The following is a 22,457-nucleotide window of genomic DNA, read 5'->3' as shown; positions in this document are numbered from 1 at the left end:
CCGACGATGCGCGACGAGTTCGAGGAGCCGCAGCCGCCCGCGCTGAACGGCGACGCCGAAGCCGGCGTCGCCGAGTTGTCGCATATGGCGGGCGCTGCATCGCTGCTGCCGCTACCGGCTGGCATCGACCTCCTGAATCGCGATTTTCTGACCGAGGCAGCGAATTTGCCGGATGGCTCGATCGATCTGATCGTCGCCGATCCGCCGTACGGTCTGGGCAAGGACTATGGCAACGATTCGGACATGCGCACGGGCGAGGATTTTCTCGCCTGGACGCGTGGCTGGCTCGATCTGGCCATTCCGAAGCTCAAGCCGTCGGGTTCGCTGTACATCTTCTGCACGTGGCAGTACGCGCCGGAAATCTTCGTGTTTCTGAAGGGCAGGCTCACGATGGTCAACGAGATCATCTGGGACCGGCGCGTGCCGAGCATGGGCGGCACGACGCGCCGCTTCACGTCCGTGCATGACAACATCGGCTATTTCGCGATGTCGAAAGACTATTATTTCGACCTCGATCCCGTCCGTATCCCGTACGATGCCGCCACGAAGAAGGCGCGTTCGCGCAAGTTGTTCGAAGGCAGCAAGTGGCTGGAACTCGGCTACAACCCGAAGGACGTCTGGTCGGTCTCGCGCCTGCATCGGCAGCACGCCGAGCGGGTCGCGCATCCGACCCAGAAGCCGCTCGAAATCGTCGAGCGGATGGTTCTCGCGAGTTGTCCGCCGGGTGGCCGCGTGCTCGACCCGTTCATGGGAAGCGGCACGACGGCCGTCGCTTGCGCACGCCAGAAGCGCGAATTCGTCGGCTATGAGATCAATGAAAGTTACTGCGCGATAGCGCGAGAACGCGTCAGTTTGGCGGCGAATCCGCCCGAACCCGTTCCCCGCGGCAAAGCAATAGTCGCCGATCCGGCGACCTGAGCCAGATTGCGCAGTCATCGACTTCGAGAAAATTCCATGTCCCGTATTCAATCGACGTTTGCGGCGCTGGCCGCGCAGGGTAAGAAAGGCCTGATCCCGTTCATCACCGCCGGCGACCCGGACCCGGCGCGCACCGTCGAGTTCATGCACGCGCTCGCCAAGGGCGGCGCCGATGTCATCGAGCTTGGCGTGCCGTTCTCCGACCCGATGGCGGACGGCCCTGTGATCCAGCAGTCGTCGGAGCGCGCGCTGGCGAAGGGCGTGTCGCTGAAGCACGTGCTCGCCGACGTGAAGCGCTTCCGCGAAACCGACCACAAAACGCCCGTCGTGCTGATGGGCTACGCGAACCCGATCGAGCGCATGGGCGCCGACGCGTTCGCAGCGGCCGCGAAGGAAGCGGGCGTCGACGGCGTGCTGGTCGTCGACTATCCGCCGGAAGAATCGGCTAACTTCGCCGAAAAGATGAAGGCGGCCGGAATCGATCCGATTTTCCTGCTCGCGCCCACGTCGACGGACGAGCGTATCGCCGAGGTTGGTAAAATCGCGAGCGGTTACGTCTACTATGTGTCGCTCAAGGGCGTCACCGGCGCTGCAAATCTGGACGTTTTGAGCATCGCGGGTAAAATCCCGGCCATCAAGTCGCGCGTGCCGCTGCCCGTGGGCGTCGGTTTCGGCATTCGCGACGCGCAATCGGCGCGCGCAGTCGCCGAGGTTTCCGATGCCGTCGTGATCGGCAGCCGTATCGTGCAATTGCTCGAAGAAGCGGCACCCGAGTCCGCTGCCAGCAAGCTGACGAATTTCATCGCCGAGATTCGCCAGGCCATCGACAGCATCGGCGCGACTGCCCGATAAACAATAATTTTGTCGCCGTTACGCTGGCGGCGCGGATCGGACCGCGCCGCTTTGCGTATCGCGAATCCTGGAAGGAATGACCATGAGCTGGCTCGACAAACTGTTGCCGCCGAAAATCAAGCAAACCGATCCGAAGAGCCGCAAGGGCATTCCGGAAGGGCTGTGGATCAAGTGCCCGTCGTGCGAAGCGGTGCTGTACCGCAACGACGTCGAGGCGAATCTGCACGTCTGCCCGAAGTGCGATCACCACATGCGGATCGGCGCGCGCGAACGGCTCGACGGCTTGCTCGATCCGGAAGGCCGGTATGAGATCGGCCAGGAAATCCTTCCCGTCGACGCGCTCAAGTTCAAGGACAGCCGCAAGTATCCTGATCGCCTGAAAGAGGCGATGGACGAGACGGACGAAACCGATGCGATGGTCGTGATGGGCGGCGCGATTCACACGCTGCCCGTCGTCGTCGCGTGCTTCGAGTTCGCGTTCATGGGCGGCTCGATGGGCTCCGTGGTCGGCGAGCGCTTCGCGCGCGGCGTGCAGAACGCGATCGAGCAGCACGTGCCGTTCGTCTGCTTCACCGCTTCGGGCGGCGCGCGGATGCAGGAAAGCCTGTTGTCGCTGATGCAGATGGCCAAGACCACGGCCATGCTGACCAAGCTCGCGGAAGCGAAGCTGCCGTTTATTTCCGTGCTGACCGATCCGACGATGGGCGGCGTGTCGGCGAGCTTTGCGTTCCTCGGCGACGTCGTGATCGCCGAGCCGAAGGCGCTGATCGGCTTCGCCGGCCCGCGCGTGATCGAGCAGACGGTGCGCGAAAAGCTGCCGGAAGGCTTCCAGCGCGCCGAATTCCTGCTGCAAAAGGGCGCGATCGACATGATCGTCGACCGCCGCAAGCTGCGCGAAGAACTGGCGAAATTGATGGCGCTACTGACGCGCCAGCCGGCCGACGCCGTCGCCTGAACGCTTGTGCACGCTAACGGTCGCGCAATTGAACCGCGCGGCCGGTAAGAAAAACCAACGCGCCGCGAGAGGTAATCAAGCGGCGCGTTGTCATTTCCAGGATAATTCCGGTCCGCACTACAGTTTCATCCGATGACCACTTTCCCCACTCTCGACGCGTGGCTCACGCATCTGGAATCCGCGCATCCCGTCGGCATCGACATGGGCCTCGCCCGCATCAGCCAGGTGCGCGAAGCGCTGCAACTGTCGTTCGCGTGCCCCGTCATCACAGTCGGCGGCACGAACGGCAAGGGGTCGACGTGCGCGATTCTCGAGTCGATCCTGCTGCGCGCCGGCTATTCCGTCGGCTGCCACACGTCGCCGCATCTTCTCGCATTCAACGAGCGCGCGCGGATCAACGGCCAGATGGCGACGGATGCGGAACTGCTGCCGCATTTCGAGGCCGTTGAGCAGGCGCGCAGGTCGCTGCCCGAGCCCGTCTCGCTGACGTATTTCGAGTTCACGACGCTCGCGATCATGCATCTGTTCGCGGAGCGCGGCCTCGACGCGGTGATTTTCGAAGTGGGGCTCGGCGGGCGCCTCGACGCCGTGAATATCCTCGATACCGATTGCGCGATCATCACCAGCATCGACATCGATCACACCGACTTCCTCGGCGATACGCGCGAAAAAATCGGCTTCGAGAAAGCGGGCATTTTCCGTCCGGGCAAGCCGGCCATCTGTGCCGATCCGATTCCGCCGCAGACGCTCATCGAGCATGCGGAAAAGATCGGCGCCGATCTGTGGCTCTTCGGGCGCGATTTCCGCTACGAAGGGCAGGCGGGCAGCGAGCGGCAGCAGTGGAGCTACATCGGCCCGTCGATGCGCCGTTCCGCACTCGCCTATCCGGCGCTGCGCGGCGCGAATCAGCTGATCAATACCTCGGCGGCACTGGCCGGGCTCGAAGCGCTGCGCGACCGTCTGCCCGTGTCAGCGCAGGACATCCGGCTGGGTCTCGCCAACGTCGAATTGCCGGGACGCTTCCAGGTGCTGCCCGGCAAGCCGTCGATCGTGCTCGACGTCGGGCATAATCCGCATGCCGCGGCCGTGTTGGGCCAAAATCTCGGCAACATGGGCTATTTTCCGTACACTTACGCCGTGTTTGGCTCCATGCGCGACAAGGACATCGCCGGCGTGGTGGCGCACCTGAAGGGCGAAATCGACCACTGGTGCGTGACGGATCTGCCGACTCCGCGCGCGGCGAGCGCCGAAGAACTGGAGACGGCGCTGCGCGAAGCGGGCGTCGCCGATGGCCCTGACTCCACTGTCACGCGTTTTGCAACACCGGCAGAAGCTTTCCAGGATGCGCTAAAACGGGCATCCGACAATGATAGAATCGTGGTTTTCGGCAGTTTCTATACGGTCGCAGGCGTAATGGCCTACCGTAAATCGCAGCAACACTGAACGCGCGGGCCTCGACCAAGCCATTCATGGGTATTTTCTCGTTCGGCAAGAAAGACGACGCACCTACGCGGCGCGGCGCAAATTCCAGTTCCAGTCGCGGCAGTCGTGCCGAGCGCGCTGAGCGGGTCGAACGGCGCAGCCGCCGCACGGACCGTTCCGGCGACGCCGACGCGATGATGCTCGACCCCACGCTTCCCGAGAAGCAGCGCGCGCGCCGTCGTCTGGTTGGCGCGATCGCGCTGGTGATCGCCGCCGTCGTGATCCTGCCGATGGTGCTCGACTCGCATCCGAAGCCCGTCACCGACGACATTTCCATCGATATTCCCAGCCGCCCGATTCCGAAGTCGCGCGCGGCAGACGACGCCGACACGCAAGCGGGCGTCGCGCCCGACAATCCCGCCGCGCCGGATGCCGCATTGGCTGCGTCGGGTCTTGCGCGCGCCGCGTCGGGCACGGCGGCAACGGGTGCCGTCGCGTCGCAGCACGACAGCCAGAGCGCGCCGATCGCCACGACGCCCGCGAAGCCGCAGGCGCCCGCTGTCGTCGCGAACAACACGCCGGCTCAGGCCGCGAAGCCCGCTGCCAAACCGCAAGCCGAAGCGAAGCCGGCGGCGAGGCCAGAGCAGAAGGCCGAACAGAAGCCCGCCGCCACCGACACCATGCAAACGGCCGCATCCGGCACCGAATCGGGCACGCCCGCGGCGCCTCCGGGCAACCGTTTCGCGGTCCAGCTGGGCGCGTTCCAGGACGACGCCAGCGCGCACACCTGGGCAAGCAAGTTGAAAGCGGCGGGCGTGCCCGCATATACCGAGCGTCGCAAGCAGGCAGATGGCTCGACCCGTACCCTGCTGCGTGCCGGTCCGTTCGCGGACCGCGCGGCGGCGTCGGCGGCTATCGCGAAGGTGCGCGAGGCGGGTCTGACGTCGGGTGCGAACAACGGCGCTGCGCAGTAAGCCGGCGATGTTCACCGCATTCGACTACGCTGTAATGGCGGTGATCGGCCTGTCCGCGCTGCGCGGAACGTGGCGCGGCTTTCTGTCCGAGGTGTTCGGGCTGATCGGCTGGGTCGTCGCGTTTCTGGTGGCGGCGCGCTTCGTCGGCCTGCTGGTGCCGTTCGTGCCGGCGAACTGGCCGGGCGGCGCGTTGACGCAATGGCTGATCGCGTTCGCGGCCATCGTCATCGGCGTGATACTGGTGGCGAGCGTGGCGAATGCGCTGCTGAGCCGGCTGGTGCAGGTTTCCGGCCTGGGCGGAATTGACCGCTCGCTTGGACTGATGTTCGGCCTCGTACGCGGGGTCATACTGGTGCTGATTCTGGTCGCCCTGGCTGGCTTGACCGAATTGCCCAGACAGGAATTCTGGCGCAACGCGCTGCTGCGGTCCTTCGCCGAGCAGGGCGTTCGAGAGTTGAAGCCTCTGCTTCCCGAGACGCTCGCCGCCTACGTCCACGTGTAACGAACCGTTGCACGCAAGGGACGAAAGCGGCAGACAAGGCGGGCCGATGGGGGAGGCAGTCAGAACCACGGCGCGCGCGGCTGCCTCCCCGGCACCGCCACTGATCGAATTTCGTACCCTTTGAAGGACATGCCATGTGCGGCATCGTAGGCGTAGTTTCCCAGTCTCCCGTCAACCAGCTGATCTATGACAGCCTGCTGCTCCTGCAGCACCGCGGTCAGGACGCAGCCGGCATCGCTACGGCGAATGGCAGCACTTTCCACATGCACAAGGCCAACGGCATGGTGCGCGACGTGTTCCGCACGCGCAACATGCGCAGCCTGCCCGGCACGAGCGGCATCGGCCAGGTGCGCTACCCGACGGCGGGTTCCGCATCGAGCGAAGAAGAAGCCCAGCCGTTCTACGTGAATGCGCCGTTCGGCATCATCCTCGCGCACAACGGCAACCTCACGAACTGGCCGCAGCTGAAAGACGAGATGTACCGCGTCGATCGCCGCCACGTCAATACGAACTCCGACACGGAAGTACTGCTCAACGTGTTCGCGCACGAGCTGCAAACGGCGAGCTCGGGTCTGCAACTCGATCCGGCGGCGCTGTTCAAGGCCGTGTCGGGCGTGCACCGTCGCGTGCGCGGCTCGTACGCGATCGTGTCGCTGATTTCGGGCTACGGTCTGCTCGGCTTCCGCGACCCGTTCGGCATCCGCCCGCTGTGCATCGGCAAGCTGGAAACGGCGTCGGGCACGGAGTGGATGCTGGCGTCGGAATCGGTGGCGATCGAAGGCATCGGCTTCGAATTCGTCCGCGACGTCGCGCCGGGTGAAGCGATTTTCATCGACTTCGAAGGCAACTTCCACGCGCAGCAATGCGCGACGAATCCGAGCCTGAACCCCTGCATCTTCGAACTCGTGTATCTCGCGCGTCCGGACTCGGTGCTCGACGGTGTGCCTGTCTACAATGCGCGTCTGCGCATGGGCGACTATCTGGCCGAGAAGATCCTGCGCGAACTGCCGAAGGACGTGAAGATCGACGTCGTGATGCCGATTCCCGACTCGTCGCGGCCGGCGGCGATGCAGGTCGCGGCGAAGCTGGGCGTCGAATACCGCGAAGGCTTCTTCAAGAACCGCTATGTGGGCCGTACCTTCATCATGCCGGGCCAGGCGGTCCGCAAGAAATCGGTGCGCCAGAAGCTGAACGCGATGGGCATCGAGTTCAAGGGCAAGAACGTGCTGATCGTCGACGATTCGATCGTGCGCGGCACCACCTCGCACGAGATCGTGCAGATGGCGCGCGATGCGGGCGCGAACAAGGTGATCTTCGCGTCGGCGGCGCCGCCCGTGAAGTATCCGAACGTCTACGGCATCGACATGCCGACGCGCAGCGAACTCGTCGCGCACGGCCGCTCGGATGAAGACGTGGCGCGCCTGATCGGCGCCGATTTCCTCGTCTATCAGGACGTCGACGCGTTGAAGAGCGCGGTGCGCGACATCAACCCGGCGCTGAAGGAATTCGAGGCGTCGTGCTTCGACGGCAACTACATCACCGGCGACGTGACGACGGAATATCTCGATCGCGTCGAATCCGCGCGCCTCGCGCCGTCCGCGCAATCGGACCGCGACGCGGCGAGCGAAGCGCTCGAAGGCGGCACCGCGCGTTCGCAATTGCATCTGCAACTGTCGGTGGAGTAAATCGCCGCGCGCGCGGGATCGGTGTGATCGAATCTCGCGCGCCGTGTTTCGGTCCGGAAAGGCGCATGCAGTGTTACTATCGGGGCTTGCGTCGATTTGATCTCAGCTTGCGGACGCGGGGAAACCCAAAACAGCTAAAGCGAACGGTGGGGTCAGCAGCACAGCCATCGACGCTCACAGCTCCCCGCACACGAAGCCCGCTTATGCCGACGCAAAGCGGGCTTTTTTGTTGCTCTCGCATGCGTGAACCTGGCGGAACCTGGATAAGCGCATGAGGCCTGGAAAAAGCGGAACAGAACGAACATGGACGACACCCTCAACTTCGACACTCTCGCAGTCCGCTCGGGCACGTTGCGCAGCGATTTCGGCGAACATTCCGAGGCAATCTTTCTGACGTCGAGCTTTGTCTTTGCGAGCGCCGCGGAAGCCGCCGAGCGCTTCAGGAAATCCGAAGACTATTACACATACTCGCGCTTCACGAACCCGACGGTCACGATGTTCCAGGATCGTCTTGCGGCGCTCGAAGGCGGCGAGGCGTGCATGGCGACGGCGTCGGGGATGGCGGCGATCATGTCGGTGGTGATGTCGGCGATGCAGGCGGGCGATCATCTCGTCAGCTCGCAGAGCCTGTTCGGCTCGACGCTCGGCATGTTCTCGCAGATCTTCAGCAAGTTCGGCATCACGACGACGTTCGTCGATCCGACCGATCTCGATGCATGGAAAAACGCCGTGCGTCCCGAGACGAAGATGTTCTTCCTCGAAACGCCGTCGAATCCGCTGACCGAAATCGCCGACATCGAAGCGATCAGCAAGATCGCGAAGTCCGCGAATGCGCTGTTCGTCGTCGACAACTGTTTTTGCAGCCCCGCGCTGCAACAGCCGCTGAAGCTCGGCGCCGACGTCGTGATGCACTCGGCGACCAAGTTCCTCGACGGCCAAGGCCGCGTGCTTGGCGGCGCGCTGATCGGCTCGAAGCAGTTCATCATGGAAAAGGTGTTTCCGTTCGTGCGCAGCGCCGGCCCGACGCTGTCGGCGTTCAACGCGTGGGTGCTGCTGAAGGGCATGGAAACGCTGTCGCTGCGCGTCGAGCGCCAGTCGGCGAATGCGCTCGAAATCGCGCGCTGGCTCGACACGCATCCCGCCGTGAGCCGCGTGTTCTATCCGGGCCTCGAATCGCATCCGCAGTACGAGATCGCGAAGCGTCAGCAGAAGGCGGGCGGCGCGATCGTCTCGTTCGAAGTGAAGGGCGGCACGCCCGAGCAGATGCGCGAGAACGCATGGCGCGTGATCGACAGCACGAAGATCTGCTCGATCACGGGCAACCTCGGCGATACGCGCACGACGATCACGCATCCCGCCACCACGACGCACGGCCGCATCACGCCCGAGGCGCGCGCGGCAGCGGGCATCACGGAAGGGCTGATCCGCCTCGCCGTGGGTCTGGAGAATGCCGACGATATCCGCGACGATCTGGCGCGCGGCCTGACCGGCTGATCATGTGAAGAGAGCCGGGCGCGCGCACGCGTCCGGTTCGTGCCATCGCCGTCGAGGGAAGTCAGTGCAACAGCGCCCGCCACTGGCCGGGCGCCATCCCATAGCGCCGCGTGAACGCGTGCGTGTACGCGCTCTGGTCGCCGAAGCCCACTTCGAGCGCGACGTCCGTCAGCGAACGGCGCGGATCGGCGAGCAACGTGACCGACGTATCCAGCCTCAGACGCTGCAAATAGCGATGTGGCGTTTCGCCGAAGGCCTCGATGAAGAGCTGATGAAAACGCCGCATGCCGAAGCCGCAATGCGTGGCGAGATCGGCGATACGCAGCGGTTCCGATAGATGCGCGCGCAGCCAGCCGTCGATGCGCGCGAAGTCGAGCCCCGCGCCGGGCGCAGCATCCGCCATGCCCGTCTCTTCGACGATCGCCGCGCACAGACGCGCCGCTGCGTCCCAGTTGAAGCGCCGCCACGCGGCATCGCCGTCGATATGGCCCGTCGCGCGGCCCGCGATGTGCGAAACCAGTTGCGTGAGCGATGCGTCGATCGCCACGGCGCGCGCCTTGTCGAAGAGACGCTGCGGCACCGCAACCGACGATGCGGGCAGATCGAGCACGAGTTGCCGGTTCTCGCCGACGCCCGCGTAATCGTGCCGCGAGCCTGCCGGAATGAGCCACGCGGACGTGCTGTCGATCTCGCGCGCGACGCCGTCGACGGCCATCACCATCGAGCCGTCGAGACCGAGCACGATCTGATGAAAGTTGTGCACGTCCGACGCTTCCACCGCGCCGTAACGGCGCAGGGAAACGCTGGGCGCGTCGTTGACGGCGTGGCTCATCTCAGGACGTCAAAAACAAAAAATTCAAAAGCGCAGAAACGCTCAGATGTCGAGCAATTCGACTTCGAACACGAGCGTCGCATTCGGCGGAATCACGCCGCCGGCGCCGCGCACGCCGTAACCGAGTTGCGGCGGGATGGTCAGCTTGCGCACGCCGCCGACCTTCATGCCCTGCACGCCTTCGTCCCAGCCCTTGATGACCATGCCGCCGCCCAGCACGAACGCGAACGGGTCATTGCGGTCCTTGCTCGAATCGAACTTCTGGCCGTCCGTGAGCCAGCCGGTGTAGTGCACGCTGACGGTCTGGCCAGCCTTCGCTTCGGCGCCCGTACCTTCTTTCAGGTCTTCGTACTTGAGGCCCGAGGCCGTGGTGACAGTGGTCATGCGATGCTCCTTTGATAATCGTTCGAAACCGTTATTGTAGGCGTGTCGGCGTGCTGTCGCGAGGATCGTCCGAACGGCCTGAGCCTATAATGACCAGACTGCAACCGATGATGAACCGCCAACGAGGATGTCGATCGTGACCACGTCTACACCGTCTTCTTCCGGCAGCAACCAGGGGATGCATGCCACCGCCGATCGCACCGCGCGACGCTGCGCCGAAACGGCGCTCTTCATGCGCGATCATGTGCTCTCTCTCGTCTCTCACGATCTGCGCAGCCCGTTGAACGCGATTCATAGCTGGGCGTATGTGCTCGACCGCAAGATCGACACGAGCGACGCCACTGCGCAACGCGCGCTCGAAGGGATCCGCAACGGCGTCGATCAGCAGGTGAAGCTGCTCGAATCGATCGTCGATACGACGCGCGCCGAAACGCGCACGCTCACGTTGAACCGCGCGACGTTCGCGTTGCGGCCGCTGATGGACGAGACGATCGGCGACGCGCGCGACGCGCTCGCTGCGCAGCGCGACGTCGCGCTTGAACTCGATGCGTCGATCGATGCGCAGCAACTGGATGGCGATCGCGAGCGGCTCGCTGCCGCGCTGTGGCTGCTCGTCACGTTCGCCGTCGAAGCGAGCGCGAGCGGCGCGACGGTCGCGCTCGCTGCGCGCGTCGATGCGTCGACGTTCGAGGCCACCGTCACCTGGCCGCACGCGCGCGCCGCGTTGACGGATGCCGGGCTGCCGCACGTGCTCGAAAAGTTCGCGCGCGAGCAGGCGACGCATCCGCGCGAAGCCGGCCGCATCTCGTGGGTGCTTGGCTTGTGCAAGCGCGTTGCGGAAGCGCACGACGGCGCATTCGAGCAGGGCGAATGGGTCGACGGCCAGCCGTCGACGCTCAGGCTGCGCGTTCCGCTCGCGCGCGCATGACGGTGCACGCGATGCGCCGATGACCTGGCCGGATGGCCAATCGATGCGCGGCACGCACTTTCACACGCCTTTCGCGCTCTATACTGACGGCTTTTGTTGCCGGAGTTGTCCGCTTTGATCCAGGTCATCGCGCTCATTGGCGCGTTGTTGCTCGTTGCCCTCAACGGTTTCTTTGTCGCCGCCGAATTCGGTCTCGTGAAGCTGCGGCAGACGCGCGTCCAGACGCTCGCGGAAAAGCATGGCTTGCGCGGCAAGCTGCTCGCGAAAGTGCATGGGCGGCTGGATGCGTATCTGTCGGCGTGCCAGCTGGGCATCACGCTTGCGTCGCTGGGACTCGGCTGGATCGGCGAGCCTGCCTTCGCGGAACTGCTCAACCCGCTATTCCACTTGCTCGGCATCGAGTCCGAGCAGCTGATACACGGCATCTCGCTGTTCTTCGCGTTCTCGTGCATTTCGTTTCTGCACATCGTCGTCGGCGAGCTGGCGCCCAAGTCGCTCGCGATCCGTCAGTCCGAGCAGATTGCGCTGTGGGTCGCGATACCGCTGTACGGTTTCTACTGGGCGATGTATCCCGCGATCTGGCTGCTGAACACGAGCGCGAATACCGTGCTGCGCGTCGCGGGACTGTCGTCCGATCACGGCGGCGACACGCACTATTCGACGGAAGAACTGAAGCTGATCCTGCGCGGCCGCCACGCGAGCGTCGCGAACGGACTCGATGCGCCGAAGGACGCCTATTCGCAGGACGAATGGAACACGATCGCGCATTCGCTCGACTTCTCGCGGATGACGGTGTCCGACCTGATGCGGCCCGCGCATGAACTCGTGAGCCTGCGGCGCGATCTGCCGTGGCGCGAGAACATGCAGACCGTCGCGCGCCATCGTTTCAGCCGCTATCCGTTGCTCGAAGATGCAACGGGTGAGCGCGTCGCGGGCACGATACATCTGAAGGACCTGTTGCTCGCGCGTCACGCGGGCAGCACGCTCGACGACCTGTCGCACTACGTGCGCCCCGTGCAGTACGTGAAGCCCAACATGCCCGCGCTCGAACTGTTCCGGCGCTTTCGCAAGGGCGCGCCGCATCTTGCGCTCGTCGGGCAGAAGAACGCGAAGCCGATCGGCTTTCTCACGCTCGACAATCTGCTGGGCGCGCTGGTCGGCCAGATTCACGACGAGTTCCGGCAAGGCGACGCCGACTGGACTCGCATGGACGACGGCACGCTGATGGGCAAGGGCAGCTTGCCCGTGGTGTCGCTGGAGCGTGCGTTGGGTATCGATATCGACGAAGGCCGCGCGGAATCCGTCGGCGGCCTCGTGATCAATGCGCTCGGCGATCTGCCGGAAGAAGGACAGCGCATCGAATTCGACCGCTTCGATGTGGTCGTGAAGAGGATGAAGGGCCCGCGGATCGTGCTGGTGCGCGTTTATCCGAAGGCGTTTGATGATGAAGGTGGCTGAGCATCACACCCGCGGCACCCCGTCCTCAACGAGCACGGCAACAGGCATCGCGGTCAGCGCATTGCGCAGATAGAGCAGCCCCGTGTCCTCCACCTTCGGCGCGGCGGGGCTCACCCAGTCGAACAGCGCGCGCGCAAAGAGTTCTTCGGGCATCTGCGCGGCCGTGTCCTCCCAGTCGATCGGATCGACGAGCGGCACGTCGTTGTCGGCGTCGAGCAGCGCCGTCGACAGACGCGTCGCGATCACCACCGCCCAGCAGTTACCGTGACGCCGAGCGAATGCGATCACGCGGTCCGCATGCCGGCCTTGCACCGTCAGCGGCAAATAGGTGCCCTTGCTGAGCAGCTCCGGTATCTGCATGCGCAACGCGAGCATCCGCTGGATGACGGCGAGCTTCACGCGGCCATCGCGCCAGTCCGCGAGATACGCGGAAGGCGGCGCTTCCGCGAGCATCGCTCGCCGCTGCGCGAAATCGACGGGCCGGCGGTTGTCGGGATCGACGAGACTGAAGTCCCATAGCTCCGTGCCCTGATACAGATCGGGCACGCCCGGCGACGCGAGACGCAGCACCGTCTGCTGCAAGCTGTTCACGACACCCGCGCGCCCGATACGCGCAACGAACGCGCATAGCTCGCGGAGGAAGCCATCGCGGCGCTGCGGCGCGAGGATGTCGAACAAGAATTCGCGGCAGCCGTTCTCGAACGCTTCATCGGGCGCGAGCCATGTCGTGCGCAATTTCGCTTCGCGCAGCGCCTTCAGTTGCCATTGCGCGACGCGTTCGGCGAGCGCCTTGATGCCCGCGTCGTCGTCGGGTGAGAGACCCGGCGGCCAGCAGCCGACCAGCGTCTGATACAGCATCGCCTCGGCGGCGGGACCGGGCGCCCAGTCGTCGTCATTGCCGTTGAGCGCGCGACGATGCGGCGTGTTCAGCGTCGTCCACGCGCGCAGCGTCGCGATCCACTCGTCGGCGATTTCGCTCACCACCGCGAGCCGCGCGCGCATGTCCTCACCGCGCTTGTGATCGTGCGTGGCCGTCGCGAGCATCGCGTGAGGAAAGCGCCGCGCGCGCTCCTGATTGTCCGCATGAAACTGCTCGACCGACAGCGCGAACTCGCCCGGATCGCCGCCCACTTCGCAGCGCGACAGCAGACGCCCATAGCGATAGCAGGCAGTATCTTCGATCGCCTTCGCGGCGACGGGCGCCGTCAGTTGCGAGAACAGCGTCTGCACCGTGCGGCGCGCCGACGCCGTGTGATTGAACGCACCAGAATTGCCCTGCTGCGCTTGCAAGGATTGCTGCGCTTGCCGCGACTGCGAAGCCTGCTGCGACTGCGAGGACTGCCGCGACTGCGAAGCCTGCTGCGACTGCGAAGACTGCGAAGCCTGCGACTGTTGCAGCGAAGCCGGGCGCCCATTGCCGCTCTCGTCCGTGCCGCTGCCGAGCCACGCATCGACCTGCGCCAGCACGTCATGATCGGCGCGCGACAGCGTTTGCTTCGCGGCGTCGAGCGCGATATCGAAGTACGCGTTGTCGGCGCTGCTGCGCAGGCCGTTTTGCGGATAGATGCGATACACGGGGAAGTGCGCCGCGAGTTCGTTCGTCACGCGGCGAATCGCGGTGTACGTGAAGTCGCGCGTCGGAAGGTTGTCGCGCGCAATCCGATGCAGCGCGCGCGCCACGCGATCCAGTTCGGCGGGCAGGTTTTCCGCGAGTATCTGGCGGCGCGCAGGCAGCGCTTCGTCGGCGAAGTTCGCGGGGCCGTCGCTCAGTTCGGCCCACGCGTTCGCGAGCGGTGCGGCGCCCGCCGGATCGTGCAGCAGCGCGCCGACGTCGTTCATGAAGTCATAGCCCGTCGTGCCGTCGACGGGCCAGTCGTCGCGCAGCGTCTCGCCGCGTCCGAGAATCTTTTCGACGACGATATACGGCGTCGTGCCCTCGCGCAGCTCCGAGAGCCGTTGACGCAGACGCTGCGTGTATTCGCGCGGCTCCGCGAGCCCGTCGACGTGATCGACGCGCACGCCGTCGATCACACCTTCCGCATACAGCCGGAAGATCAGCGCGTGCACGGCGTCGAACACTTCGGGGCGCTCGACGCGCACGGCCGCGAGCGAGCTGATATCGAAGAAGCGCCGCCAGTTCACTTCGTCCGATGCCGTGCGCCACCATGCGAGCCGGAAATGCTGCCGCTCGATCAGCCGGTGCAGCCGGTCACGCGTAACGGGCTCGTGCGGCGAGTAAGTTTCGAGCACGAACTCGATCGCCGACGCGCCGTTCTGCCGCACGAACTCGACGAGCGCTTCGCGGCCTTCGATGGCGCGAGGCTGATCGGCGGGCTGCGTCGTCACGGGAGCGAAGCGCTCGGCGAGCGCGCTCAAATCGGCACGATCCGCCGACTGCAAGATCGCCGCGTAATCGACGGGACACACGGGGCACGCGTGCTCGCCATAGCCGATATCGAAGCGGCCGCTAGCGGCATCGAAGCGCAACCCGATGCGCCCCGCCGTCAGCTCTTCGCCGTAGGGCGCGCCGAGCACGGGCATCAGCACCTTGCCGCGCAGCGCGGGATCGGGCGAATGCCAGTCGACGTCGAAGTAGCGCGCATACGCGCTGTGCCGGCCCCATTCGAGAATGTCCTGCCACCACGCGTTGTGCGGACTCACGCCCATGTGATTCGGCACGATGTCGACGATCAGGCCCATGCCGCGTTCGTGCAGCTTGTCGGCGAGACGCCGCAGGCTGTTTTCGCCGCCGCATTCGGCGCTGACCTGGCTGTAGTCGACGGTGTCGTAGCCGTGCATCGAGCCGGGCGTCGCCGTCGTGACGGGCGATGCGTACAGGTGGCTCACGCCGAGCGTGGCGAAGTAGTCGACGTGCGCGAGCGCATCGTCGAATGTGAAGCCGCGATGGAACTGGAGTCGGAGCGTGGCGCGCGGGACAGTCATGGCGTATCGGACAACGAAGATGCAGAGGTTGGATCGGTGCGTGCCCGCTCGATCGCGAGCAGGCGGTCGCAAAACGTTTCATCGGCAAAGAGCGCTTCGACGGGCTGCATCACGCGGCGGCGCCAGTTCGGATGCTCGTCGATCGAGCCGGGCAGATTCGGCTGATCCGCGAGACCGAGCAGGTCTTCGAGCGGATACGTGACGAGCGGCGACGGCGTGACGGCGACGAACGCGAGCGCTTCGTCGATGGGCGCATCGTCGGGCGGGGGCGCAGCGACTTTGCGCGGGGCGATGCCCGCCTGCTGGAACGCCTGCCACAACGCGGCGCGGTCGACGGCGCGTTCGGCCTGCGCGAGCGCGACGGGGTCGCGGCCATCGGCGCGCGGAGCCGTCTGCCCGACGCGATGGCGCCACACGATATCTTCGCCGCGCCACCAGCCGGTGACGGTCGGCAGATCGTGCGTGGTGGTCGTCGCGACGGCGTCGCGGTCCCACTCGGAGGGCGGCTTGAAGCCGCTGCCGTCCTTCGTGCGCTCGAACCACAGCACGCGAATGCCCGCAAGCCCGTGCTCCGTCAGCCGCTCGCGCAAGCCGGGCGGCACGGTGCCCAGGTCCTCGCCGATCACGATCGCGCGATGCCGCCACGATTCGAGCGCGATCAGCCGCAGCATGTCGTCGAGCGGATAGCGCAGATACGCGCCGTTCTTCGCGGACTCGCCTTCGGGCACGAGCCACAGCCGCCGCAAGCCGAGGATGTGATCGATGCGGATGCCGCCCGCGTGCGCGAATGCGGTGCGCAGCATGTCGATGAACGCCGAGAAGCCCTGGTTGCGCATCGCGCGCGGCGAGAAGGTCGTGAGTCCCCATGCCTGGCCCGCCTGGTTGAACAGATCGGGCGGCGCGCCGACGGACACGCCTTGCAGCATGTCGTCGCGATACGACCATGCGTGAGAGCCGGCGCTGTCGCAGCCGACGGCGAGATCCGCGATCAGTCCGACGGACATGCCCGCGTCGCGCGCCGCGTGTTGCGCGTGCGACAGGCCCTTGGCGGCGAGCCATTGCAGGAACAGGTGGAACTCGACTTCATGCCGATGCTCGTTCGCAAACGCCTCGACTTCGGGGCTGCGCGGGTCTTGCAGCGGCTCGGCCCATTTGCGCCAGTAACCTTCGCCCCCGTGCTGCAACTGGAACGCATGCAACGCTTCGAAGCGCGCGTGGTCTTCGAGCGCGCGGCCGCCGCGCTCGCAGAAGCCGTGAAATTCGAGCGCGCGCGGCAGGTCCTGCGCGCGGTCGTTTGCGCAGAAGCGCTCGAACAGCACGCGCAGCACCTTGAGCTTCAATGGGATCGCCGTCTTCCAGTCGATCAGCGGCAGCGGTTCGAGTTGCGTCCAGGCGTCGGCGGCGCCCGCTGCATCGAGCGCGGCTTGCGCGGCCTGCGCGCCGAACACGGCGGCGGGATCGATATGCGTGACGTTCAGCCACAGACGCGACGACGGCGAATACGGACTGAAGCTTTGCGGCAGCGCGCTGAACATCGCGTGTGTCGGGCTGATCGCGAGCGCATGCGCGCCGCGTTTCGCGCTTTCGATCGCCAGCGTCGCGAGCGCCGTGTAGTCGCCGATGCCGCCGTCGCCGATCCGGCGCAAGCCGTAGATCTGCGCGGCGATGCCCCACAGCGGCGGGGGGCTGGCGTCGTCGTCGCCGTGCATCGCGTGCCACGCATCGGCGACGGTGTAGCAGCGCGGAGGCGCGACGGCGAGCGTCATCCGGTGATCGTTGAGCACGAGCGTGTGATAGCCAGGCTCGTCGATCGGCGAGAGCAGCGCTGCTTCGCCCCTGGGCGCCGTGAAGCGGCCGTCGATCAGCGAGCCGCTTTCCAGTTCGATCCGGTAGTGGCTGCCCGACTTGATCGCGGCGGCGGGCAACGCGATCCCGCGTCCGCATTCGACCGTCATCAGCGGCGGCAGCTTGCGGCCGGACAGTTCGGCTTCGAGCGCGGCCGTGCTCTGGCGGACCTGCGTAGCGGTTGCGCACGGCAGGCCCATCCGCTCGAGCAGCGCGGCGAGCGTGCTGTCGGGCACGCGCTGCTTCCTGCGATGTGCGTCTTCCCATTCGACTTCGAAGCCTGCGCGCGCGGCGAGGCTATCGACGGGCATGCCGGGACGTCGTGTAGTGGCCAAACGTGTCACTCCTGTGTCGACCAGAGTTGGCGCTTTAGCTGTCGGCTGGAGTTAGTGCTTCAGCACTTACTCCAGCCCCATGCAGAGCACGTACTCCGGTCCCATGCAAAGCGGTCGACCAGAGCTGGTGCTTTAGCTGCCGACCGAAGTTAGTGCTTCAGCACTTACTCCAGCCCCATGCAGAGCACGTACTCCGGTCCCATACAAAGCGGCCGATCAGAGCTGACGCCTTGGCGCCTTACTCTGGTCCGATGCCGCGTAATCGGCGTCGGCGTTCTGGCGCGCGTCGTGACCGACCGCGTACTCGCAGACGTCGCCCGTCAGCCACGCGACGAACGCATTCGACTGCAGCTCGCCCGCATCGACGCGATCGCGCGCGCGCGGCGGCGTCTCGAAGATCACCATGCCCTCGGGCTGTGTTTCGAGCCGCACCGCTTTCTCGCCGAGATTCAGCGCGACGGACAGCGTCTCGCCGTCATCGAGCTTCCAGCGCGCGACGAGCGCGTTCGCATCCTGTCCGTCGTCTGCCTTCAGCACGGCCGCGCCGAGCGGCTTCGCGCGTTGCAGGCGCGGCGCGATCAGCTTCGCGCGCACGGCCAGCGCCGACTTGTAGAAGTGCATCCATTCGAACGCTTCCTTGTCGTTGGACGTGTCGCTGCGGCGCGCGGCGGGCGGCGACGACTTCGCGAACGTCTGCGGATCGTTCGGATCGGGAATCTGCGCGCGGCGCTTTTCGTCGGCGAACGCGGAAAAGCGCGCGAATTCCTTGCGGCGCCCTTCGCGCACCGCCTTCGCAAGATCGCCGGTGTAGTCGGTGAAGAACAGGAACGGCTGCTTCGAGCCGTGCTCTTCATCCATGAACAGCAGCGGAATTTGCGGCGACAGCAGCAACAGGCCCGTCGCGGCGAGCAGCGCGTCGTCGGCGCACAGCGCGCGCAGACGCTCGCCCATCGCGCGATTGCCGATCTGATCGTGGTTCTGCAGGAACATCACGAACGACGTGGGCGGCAGATGGCCGCTCGGCTGCCCGCGCGGCTTGCCGTGATGAATCGGCGAAGGATCGCCCTGATAGCCGAAGCCGCTGCCGAGTATCCGCGCGAGCTTGTGGATCGGCTGATCGGCGTATGCGGCGTAATAGCCTTCATGCTCGCCCGTCAGCAGCACGTGCAGCGTGTTGTGCGCGTCGTCGTTCCATTGCGCGGTGAAGTGCGTGTCGAGCAGGTTCGCCGTATTGTGCTCGTTTTCGAGCACGAGATGCACGTGACGTCCGTGCTGTATATGCGCGCGCACGTGATCGGCGAAACCGCGCAGCCACGCGTCGTTGTCGATCGCATGCACGGCGTCGAGGCGCAGGCCGTCGATCCGATATTCGTTGAGCCAGTAGAGCGCGTTGTCGCTGAAGAACTCGCTCACTTCGCTGCGCTCGAAGTCGATCGCGGGGCCCCACGGCGTATGCGTGCCTTCGCGGAAGAAGGGCTTCGCATACTGCTGCAGATAATTGCCGTCCGGGCCGAAGTGGTTGTAGACCACGTCGAGGAACACCGCGAGGCCGTGTCCGTGCGCGGCGTCGATCAGCGCTTTCAGGTCGTCGGGACGGCCATACGCGGAGTCGGGCGCATACGGCAGCACGCCATCGTAGCCCCAGTTGCGCTGGCCCGGAAAATCGTTGAGCGGCATCAGCTCGATCGCGGTGACGCCGAGCGCGGCAATCTCGGGCAGGCGCTTCATCACGCCCGCGTAGCCGCCCAGCGCGCCGACGTGCAGCTCGTACAGCACCGTTTCTTCCCACGGGCGCCCGCTCCAGTGCGTGTGCTGCCAGTGGTAGGCGCGCGGGTCGATCACTTCGCTCGGGCCGTGCACGTCCTGCGGCTGGAAGCGCGACGCGGGGTCGGGCACCATCAGCGCGCCGTCGAGCTTGTAGCGATACAACGTGCCCGCGCCGCATTCGGCTTCCGTTTCGAACCAGCCGTTGCCGGTCGCGCTCATGTCGAGCAGGCCCTTCGCGGGGCCGCTTTCGATCATCACCTGCATCTTCGCGCACGACGGCGCCCACAGCCTGAAGCGCGTGCGCGGCTTCGCGCTCGCCGCGCCGAGCAGCTGCGCGCCGAACGGCAGGCAGTGCGCGTGATGATGCGCGTGAGGGTCGATCGGACGTTCATGCATGATTGTCACCATTCATCGGCGTGCTCATCGATGTGCTCATTCGTGTGCTCATTGACGGGCACGTTCGCGTGTTCATTCGTGCGTTCGTTCGCGCGCTCATTTGCACGCTCATTTGCGTGCTCAATCGCGCGTTCATTCGTGCGTTCATTCGGACGGCTCCGGGTCCGGCATCGACGTGCCGGGGTCGGGCGGCAGCGCCGTCAACAGACGCGGGCCGTACTGCGCACCCGCGCGCCAGCTCGCCTGCCAGTCCGCGTCGCCCGTGGGCTGCGCCGCGAGCACGACCATGCTGTGCGCCGCGACTTCCAGATCGGGCGCCGCGAGGGGAGCAGGCGGCGCTTGCGGGTCAGACGTATCGATGAGCACGTGCCATTCCAGGTGCGGCGGAGGCGGCGTGAAGCGCACGGCCGCTGCCGACGCGTTCAACATCATCAACAATACTTCCGTTTCTTCGTTCAGGCCCGGCCCCGCGCGCCGCAGCGTGAACGCGCGGCCTTCGGGGTCCTGCCATGCTTCGATCGTGAGCGCCTCGCCGTGTTCGTCGAACCAGCCGACGTCGTAAAGTCCGGGCAGCACCTCGCGGTCGCCGAACAGGAAGCGGTTTTCGCGCAACAGCGGGTGCTGTTTGCGCAACGCGATCATGCGCGCGAAGAACGCGGTCATTTTGCGACCGTGCGGAAGCGCGGCGCGTTCCCAGTCCATCCACGAAATGTCGTTGTCCTGGCAGTACGCGTTGTTGTTGCCGCGCTGCGTGCGGCCCATTTCGTCGCCGGCGAGCATCATCGGCGTGCCGAGCGCGATGAAGAGCGTCGCGATCAGCGAGCGCGCGACGCGTTCGCGCGTTTCGGCGATGGCGGGATCGTCGGTCGGGCCTTCGATGCCCCAGTTCGAACTGCAGTTTTCGTTGTGGCCGTCGTTGTTGTTTTCGCCGTTCATCTCGTTGTGCTTTTGCGTGTACGAGACGAGATCGGCGAGCGTGTAGCCGTCGTGCGACGCGACGAAATTGATCGACGCCGTCGGCTTGCGGAAGCGCCGGTTGAAGAGATCCGCCGATCCCGTCAGGCGCGCGGCGAGATCCGGCCGCATGCCGGCGTCGCCGCGCCAGAAACGGCGCACGGAATCGCGGAAACGGTCGTTCCATTCGGCGAAGCCGGGCGGATGATTGCCGAGCTGGTAGCCACCGGGGCCGATGTCCCACGGCTCGGAAATCAGCTTGCGCTGCGACAGGATGGGGTCCTGACGCATGGCGTCGAAGAAGCCCGAGCCGGGATCGAAGCCCGAATGCTCGCGTCCGAGCGTGACGCCGAGATCGAAACGAAAGCCGTCGATATTGAAGGCCGTCGACCAGTAGCGCAGCGAGTCCATCACCATTTGCAGCACGCGCGGGTGGGGCAGGTTGAGCGTGTTGCCGCAGCCCGTGTCGTTGATGTGATGCCGTTCGTCGCCGGGAATGAGGCGATAGTAGCTGGCGTTGTCGAGTCCGCGCCACGACACGGTGGGGCCCATTTCATTGCCTTCGCACGTGTGGTTGTAGACGACGTCGAGTATCACCTCGATTCCCGCCGCGTGCAGTTGACGGACGGCGATGCGCATTTCGTCGAGCCGGTGCGCGGACAGATACGACGGCTCCGGCGCGAAGAACGCGGCCGTGTTGTAGCCCCAGTAATTGCGCAATCCGCGCTCGACGAGAAAGCGGTCGTTGAGAAACGCGTGGACGGGCAGCAGTTCGACAGCGGTGACGCCGAGCCTGAGCAGGTGCTCGATGAATTCCGGCGACGCGAGCGCGGCGAACGTGCCGCGCTCGGGCGCGCGCAGGTCCTTGCGCAGCATCGACGCGCCGCGCACGTGCGTTTCGTAGATGACGGTTTCGTTCCACGGCACGTTGGGGCGCTTGTCGTGTGACCAGTCGAATGCTTCGTCGACGACGACGCACTTCGGCATGGCGGGCGCCGAGTCTCGCCGGTCGATCGACAGGTCCATTCTGTTCGAATGGACGCGATAGCTGAAGAGCGCATCCGACCATCTGAACTGGCCGATGAGCTTTCTCGCGTAAGGGTCGAGCAGCAGCTTGTGCGGATTGAAGCGATGGCCGTGTTGCGGCTGATAGGGGCCGTGGGCCCGGAACGCGTAGACGGTGCCCGGGTGCGCGTGGGGCAGATAGCCGTGCCATATCTCGTCGGTGCATTCGGGCAGTGCGTAGCGTTTGAGTTCCTTTCTGCCTGTCGGCTCGAACAGGCACAGCTCGATTCGTTGCGCGTTCGCGGAGAAGACCGCGAAGTTCACGCCCAAGCCGTCCCAGCTCGAACCCAGTGGGTATGGGTTGCCCGGCAACAGTCGGTCTGGTAGTACATGGGACATGGTTTTCCTTTTTTGTCTGCGACGCTGTTGCGTATTTCACTTTGTCTGCGACGCGTTGGCTTGCCCTTATCGCGGGCATCCGCGATGCGCCTCGCGGCGCAGGCGTTGCCCCTGTGCGGGGCGGCACCTACTTTTCTTTGCAGCGGCAAAGAAAAGTAGGCAAAAGAAAGCCGCTCACACCGCCAGTGCTTGACCTCTACCCACGGGCCCTCAACGTCCCCGTATTTCGCTCGGCAACGTACTGGTCCATGTGCGTTGCCAACGCACTATCAAGCGCCTCACCTGCATCTGCACCCCAATTACGGCCCGCGACTTCGAATATCCCCGGCCCCTTTGCGGCAAACTGTGTGTAGGCACTCGCACCACATTGGAAACCCTCGCTACGCGATGCGGCTCAAGTGCGAGCGTT

The 22,457-nt window shown here is 65.4% G+C and carries 16 protein-coding genes; 10 read left to right on the top strand and 6 right to left on the bottom strand.

The window, feature by feature from the left end; genetic code table 11:
- Positions 1–6 precede the first annotated feature (6 nt).
- The 8 genes from VSR68_RS11725 to VSR68_RS11690 all read left to right on the top strand — a co-directional run bounded on the left by VSR68_RS11725 (position 7) and on the right by VSR68_RS11690 (position 8,802).
- The gene (locus VSR68_RS11725; protein WP_342940006.1) at positions 7–918 is read left to right on the top strand and encodes a site-specific DNA-methyltransferase; all 912 of its coding nucleotides are present in this window, start codon (positions 7–9) and stop codon (positions 916–918) included.
- Positions 919–954: 36 nt separating this feature from the next.
- Positions 955–1,770 carry a tryptophan synthase subunit alpha gene (gene trpA, locus VSR68_RS11720; protein ID WP_342940005.1) on the top strand — a complete coding sequence of 272 codons (816 nt, stop codon included), beginning with the start codon at positions 955–957 and terminating at the stop codon, positions 1,768–1,770.
- An 82-nt stretch (positions 1,771–1,852) separates the two neighbouring features.
- Positions 1,853–2,725 carry an acetyl-CoA carboxylase, carboxyltransferase subunit beta gene (accD, locus tag VSR68_RS11715; RefSeq protein WP_090871126.1) on the top strand — a complete coding sequence of 291 codons (873 nt, stop codon included), beginning with the start codon at positions 1,853–1,855 and terminating at the stop codon, positions 2,723–2,725.
- 132 nt (positions 2,726–2,857) lie between these two features.
- Entirely contained in the window at positions 2,858–4,168 is a 1,311-nt protein-coding gene (gene folC / locus VSR68_RS11710) for a bifunctional tetrahydrofolate synthase/dihydrofolate synthase (RefSeq protein WP_342940004.1), read from the top strand.
- Between the two features lie 26 nt (positions 4,169–4,194).
- The gene (locus VSR68_RS11705; RefSeq protein WP_342940003.1) at positions 4,195–5,121 is read left to right on the top strand and encodes an SPOR domain-containing protein; all 927 of its coding nucleotides are present in this window, start codon (positions 4,195–4,197) and stop codon (positions 5,119–5,121) included.
- 7 nt (positions 5,122–5,128) lie between these two features.
- Positions 5,129–5,623: a CvpA family protein gene (locus VSR68_RS11700; RefSeq protein ID WP_342940002.1), complete on the top strand. Its 495-nt coding sequence runs from the start codon at positions 5,129–5,131 to the stop codon at positions 5,621–5,623.
- Between the two features lie 134 nt (positions 5,624–5,757).
- Positions 5,758–7,308 (top strand): amidophosphoribosyltransferase, encoded by a 1,551-nt coding sequence (gene purF / locus VSR68_RS11695; RefSeq protein WP_342940001.1) that lies wholly within the window; start codon positions 5,758–5,760, stop codon positions 7,306–7,308.
- A 303-nt stretch (positions 7,309–7,611) separates the two neighbouring features.
- Positions 7,612–8,802 carry an O-succinylhomoserine sulfhydrylase gene (locus VSR68_RS11690; RefSeq protein ID WP_342940000.1) on the top strand — a complete coding sequence of 397 codons (1,191 nt, stop codon included), beginning with the start codon at positions 7,612–7,614 and terminating at the stop codon, positions 8,800–8,802.
- Positions 8,803–8,863: 61 nt separating this feature from the next.
- On the opposite strand, the gene VSR68_RS11685 is transcribed toward VSR68_RS11690, so the two are convergent.
- A complete protein-coding gene (locus tag VSR68_RS11685; RefSeq protein WP_342939999.1) occupies positions 8,864–9,634 on the bottom strand; it encodes an AraC family transcriptional regulator in 771 nt (256 codons plus the stop codon).
- Between the two features lie 42 nt (positions 9,635–9,676).
- Positions 9,677–10,018, bottom strand: a complete 342-nt coding sequence (locus VSR68_RS11680) for an FKBP-type peptidyl-prolyl cis-trans isomerase (RefSeq protein WP_090871137.1) — start codon at positions 10,016–10,018, stop codon at positions 9,677–9,679.
- A 127-nt stretch (positions 10,019–10,145) separates the two neighbouring features.
- On the opposite strand from VSR68_RS11680, the gene VSR68_RS11675 reads away from it, so the two are divergent.
- Positions 10,146–10,946 carry a HAMP domain-containing sensor histidine kinase gene (locus VSR68_RS11675; RefSeq protein WP_342939998.1) on the top strand — a complete coding sequence of 267 codons (801 nt, stop codon included), beginning with the start codon at positions 10,146–10,148 and terminating at the stop codon, positions 10,944–10,946.
- A 114-nt stretch (positions 10,947–11,060) separates the two neighbouring features.
- Positions 11,061–12,404: a hemolysin family protein gene (locus tag VSR68_RS11670; protein ID WP_342939997.1), complete on the top strand. Its 1,344-nt coding sequence runs from the start codon at positions 11,061–11,063 to the stop codon at positions 12,402–12,404.
- A gap of 3 nt (positions 12,405–12,407) precedes the next feature.
- On the opposite strand, the gene treY is transcribed toward VSR68_RS11670, so the two are convergent.
- The 4 genes from treY to glgX all read right to left on the bottom strand — a co-directional run bounded on the left by treY (position 12,408) and on the right by glgX (position 22,048).
- Positions 12,408–15,347, bottom strand: a complete 2,940-nt coding sequence (gene treY / locus VSR68_RS11665; RefSeq protein ID WP_342939996.1) for a malto-oligosyltrehalose synthase — start codon at positions 15,345–15,347, stop codon at positions 12,408–12,410.
- Positions 15,344–17,503 (bottom strand): 4-alpha-glucanotransferase, encoded by a 2,160-nt coding sequence (malQ, locus tag VSR68_RS11660; RefSeq protein ID WP_342940247.1) that lies wholly within the window; start codon positions 17,501–17,503, stop codon positions 15,344–15,346. Before malQ ends, treY begins: the two co-directional genes overlap by 4 nt.
- 240 nt (positions 17,504–17,743) lie before the next feature.
- Entirely contained in the window at positions 17,744–19,690 is a 1,947-nt protein-coding gene (treZ, locus tag VSR68_RS11655) for a malto-oligosyltrehalose trehalohydrolase (protein WP_342939995.1), read from the bottom strand.
- Between the two features lie 144 nt (positions 19,691–19,834).
- A complete protein-coding gene (gene glgX, locus VSR68_RS11650; protein WP_342939994.1) occupies positions 19,835–22,048 on the bottom strand; it encodes a glycogen debranching protein GlgX in 2,214 nt (737 codons plus the stop codon).
- Positions 22,049–22,457: the final 409 nt, after the last annotated feature.

Source organism: Paraburkholderia phymatum (genome assembly GCF_038900715.1).
Classification (GTDB): domain Bacteria; phylum Pseudomonadota; class Gammaproteobacteria; order Burkholderiales; family Burkholderiaceae; genus Paraburkholderia; species Paraburkholderia phymatum_A.
The sequence above is the reverse complement of the archived record's forward strand: the minus strand, read 5'-3'. Positions and strand labels throughout refer to the sequence as shown.

Bases quoted from the DNA above. Each gene is read 5' to 3' on its own strand.
- VSR68_RS11725 (WP_342940006.1), top strand. From the start codon at position 7: ATGCGCGACGAGTTCGAGGAGCCGCAGCCGCCCGCGCTGAACGGCGAC.
- trpA (WP_342940005.1), top strand. From the start codon at position 955: ATGTCCCGTATTCAATCGACGTTTGCGGCGCTGGCCGCGCAGGGTAAG.
- accD (WP_090871126.1), top strand. From the start codon at position 1,853: ATGAGCTGGCTCGACAAACTGTTGCCGCCGAAAATCAAGCAAACCGAT.
- folC (WP_342940004.1), top strand. From the start codon at position 2,858: ATGACCACTTTCCCCACTCTCGACGCGTGGCTCACGCATCTGGAATCC.
- VSR68_RS11705 (WP_342940003.1), top strand. From the start codon at position 4,195: ATGGGTATTTTCTCGTTCGGCAAGAAAGACGACGCACCTACGCGGCGC.
- VSR68_RS11700 (WP_342940002.1), top strand. From the start codon at position 5,129: ATGTTCACCGCATTCGACTACGCTGTAATGGCGGTGATCGGCCTGTCC.
- purF (WP_342940001.1), top strand. From the start codon at position 5,758: ATGTGCGGCATCGTAGGCGTAGTTTCCCAGTCTCCCGTCAACCAGCTG.
- VSR68_RS11690 (WP_342940000.1), top strand. From the start codon at position 7,612: ATGGACGACACCCTCAACTTCGACACTCTCGCAGTCCGCTCGGGCACG.
- VSR68_RS11685 (WP_342939999.1), bottom strand. From the start codon at position 9,634: ATGAGCCACGCCGTCAACGACGCGCCCAGCGTTTCCCTGCGCCGTTAC.
- VSR68_RS11680 (WP_090871137.1), bottom strand. From the start codon at position 10,018: ATGACCACTGTCACCACGGCCTCGGGCCTCAAGTACGAAGACCTGAAA.
- VSR68_RS11675 (WP_342939998.1), top strand. From the start codon at position 10,146: ATGTCGATCGTGACCACGTCTACACCGTCTTCTTCCGGCAGCAACCAG.
- treY (WP_342939996.1), bottom strand. From the start codon at position 15,347: ATGACTGTCCCGCGCGCCACGCTCCGACTCCAGTTCCATCGCGGCTTC.
- malQ (WP_342940247.1), bottom strand. From the start codon at position 17,503: ATGCCCGTCGATAGCCTCGCCGCGCGCGCAGGCTTCGAAGTCGAATGG.
- treZ (WP_342939995.1), bottom strand. From the start codon at position 19,690: ATGCATGAACGTCCGATCGACCCTCACGCGCATCATCACGCGCACTGC.
- glgX (WP_342939994.1), bottom strand. From the start codon at position 22,048: ATGTCCCATGTACTACCAGACCGACTGTTGCCGGGCAACCCATACCCA.